The organism is Schnuerera sp. (genome assembly GCF_035459645.1).
Lineage (GTDB): Bacteria > Bacillota > Clostridia > Tissierellales > Tepidimicrobiaceae > Schnuerera.
In genome coordinates, this window is record NZ_DATHXO010000274.1 from 1 (window position 1) to 3,202 (window position 3,202).

The following is a 3,202-nucleotide window of genomic DNA, read 5'->3' on the forward strand; positions in this document are numbered from 1 at the left end:
GTACTACGCCATCATTAGAATTAAAACCAGAAATTACTGCACCAGGTGGACAGATTTATTCCACATTAAATAACGATAAATATGGAATGATGAGTGGTACATCTATGGCAGCACCCCATGTTGCTGGTGGAGCCGCAATTGTTATGGAATTTATAAAAGAACACGAAATTTATGGTAATTTAAGTTTGGCGGAACAAACGAAACTTGCAAAAGTCTTACTAACAAACACTGCAAATATAGTCTGTGATGAATATGGATATGAATATTCTCCAAGGAGACAAGGAGCAGGACTAATGAATCTTTATGGGGCTATTAGTACTCCTGTTAGATTGGTAGACGCTAGAACAAATGAGGCTAAAGTAGAATTAAAGGATTTTCAAGATACATCTTTTACCATGAATTTTAAAGCTATAAATGATTCCCAAGAAGATATGATCTATAACGTAGATGTAAAGGTTTTAATGGATTATATTTTTCCTGAGACCAATTTGAACTCATTGACATCTGATTATATTTCTAATGCAAATGTTGATGTGCCAACAAACATAACTATTCCTGGTAATGGAGAAATAGAATTTGAAGTTAGGGTGGACATTGGTACAGATAATTTAATTTACCGAAATATGTTTGTTGAAGGATTTGTGATTTTAACTGATCCTCAAGATGAAAATCCAAAAATTTCAATTCCATATGTTGGATTTTATGGAGATTGGAGTGAACCAGATATACTTGATGGAATGAGATTCATAGACAAAGAAGAATCATCTTATTTCAATGCTTCAGGTATGCTTTATGTGGATTCAGAAGGAGAGGCTTATTATTATTCTACGCCTAATCAGATATTTATGAGTCCTGGAACAATTGATGGTTTGATATTTGGTACAGATAATGTTCTTCCATATCTATCATTTTTAAGAAATTCAGAAGTTGTTAATTATAACATATTAGATGGAGAAGGAAATCTTCTAAGAACAATTTTAATGGAAGAATATCAGAAAAAGAATTATATAGATGGAGGTAGGTATTCTCCTGTTTCCATGATAATGGATGCATGGTGGTTTGGAGATGTAAATGGGGAAATAGTACATGATGGTGATTATTATTACGAGATTGAGACTAAGGCTCATTATGACAAGGCAGAGAAACAATCTAAAAGGATACCAATAACTGTAGATACGGTACCACCAGAGATAACTGAACTGACTTTTGATGAAGAAACTAATAAAGTTTCTTGGAAAGTGATAGAAGAGAATGCTGGGATCTTAGGTTTTGTAGTAAGTGTCAATGGTGAAATAATTGATGACGAGCTAATAATAGCTAATCCAGATAAAAAGTTTTATGAAATAGATATGAGTGGATATGTAGGAAATAATATAGTGGAAATAATAGCGGTAGATAATGCTTACAATACTGCATTTGCTGAAATAACTGTTGCTATAGATAATGCTGACCCTTATATATTCTTACTTCAACCAAAATTACTTGAAGTATATACTAGTAATCAAGTTCGTTTTGAAGGTTATATTACAAGGTTTGAGTTATTAGATAAGTTAATGATCGATGGTGAAGAAACAGAATTTGAATATTTAGATCATGTAGATATACAAGATCCAGATGATCCATCTACAATATTATATTCAGGTTCTGCTTATAGTTTTAATAAAGATATTGATTTAGAAGATGGATATAAAGAGATTAGTGTTGAGGCTATATCTAAAGCAGGTGCAAAAGGAAGTATAGTGAGAAGGTTCTATGTTGATACAACACCACCTCAATTGGATATAGTAGTTACTGGAATAGATGACGAAAATCATAAAGCTGAATTGAAGATTAGAATGTTTGATAACCTTGGATATTTGAGATTATTCTTAGGTGATAGCCAAATATATCTTTATGAAGAACCATTATTAGAAGTTGACCCAGTGGAAAAAGTTATAGATTTGACTTTAGATTTAATAGGTGGAGAGAATGTATTTGAGTTTACTTTATATGATTTAGCAGACCATGCAACCAGAAAGGAAATAACTATAGATTCCACATCTATAATTTCAAATGTTCGACCTGCAGAAGATACCATACTAGAAACAGGAGAGTCAGTAGAAATAAGCTTCGATGCACCTACTGGTGGAACAGCATCTTATAAGATAATGTTACCTTTTGAAATGGGAACCAATTCTGAGGGAATACCAATGGAGGAGGTAAGCTCTGGAACCTATGTTGGTAATTTTACAGCTCCAAAAGGATTAATTGCATCTGATTTACAGGTTGAAGTAGTTTATGTTGGCGTCGACGGAAAAAGAAATGCCAAAATAGCATCAGGAAAGATTACTATAGTAGGGAAAATAGATGATCTTCCTGAAAATACTGTGATAGTAGGCAATGAGGCATATGATATAGACTACCTTAACAACAATCCAAGAGTTCAACTAAGATTCATAGAGTGGTTTAATGAAGATAATGAAGTCTATAAGAAAATAGATAGTAATACCTATATTGATTCAGAAGGTAATCCAGTAGATACCGGAAGTTTGCCAAAAACAGTAATATATTTTGACAAAGACGGTAATCAATATAATTTTGGGAAATAGAAAGAAATAGTTTTTAAGAGTTAGTTGACTAGAAACTAGGAAAAGGGGTATTGTGTTCTATTAACAAGCCCCTTCCTATCCCATCATATCTTATCCTATCCCACACTGGAAAATGACAGATATCAATAAAATGTTAATTTAAATATAGTTACAATAACATAAAATGATTATATGTTTGATGTAAGGTTTTATTAAGATTAATAAGGTAAATAAATTTATATTTTTATAAACCACAAGAGGGTCTTGTGGTTTGCCACAAGACCCTCTTGAAAATAAAAGTAAGGAGGTGCAAATTGAATAGTAAGCTTATTAAAACTATGAGGATTAAAGGGGGATAATGGTTTATGTTAAAAAACAAGAGAGTTTCAAAGATGCTTTCGCTGCTAATCATAATGATTATGGTATTGGGGAATTTCACATCAATTGTGAATGCACAGGAAAATCAGATTGATTCAGCAAAAGTAGAATTACAGAAAGAAGCATCAGAAAAGATTCAATTGGAAGTTAAAACTGACCTAGAAAAAGAAGGTCTGGCAGAAGTTTTAGTATATATGAAAGAACAAGCTGATACTGAAATGGTAGCAAAGGCAACAAAAGCTGCAGTATCAAACTAT

Annotated in this window: 2 protein-coding genes; both read left to right on the forward strand. The window is 32.3% G+C overall.

The window, feature by feature from the left end:
• Positions 1 to 2,588, forward strand: a 2,588-nt coding sequence (locus tag VK998_RS06380; protein ID WP_325226684.1) for an Fn3-like domain-containing protein, incomplete at its 5' end; no start/stop codon positions are given.
• A gap of 344 nt (positions 2,589 to 2,932) precedes the next feature.
• The coding region (locus VK998_RS06385) for a hypothetical protein (protein ID WP_325226686.1) at positions 2,933 to 3,202 on the forward strand (270 nt) is incomplete at its 3' end.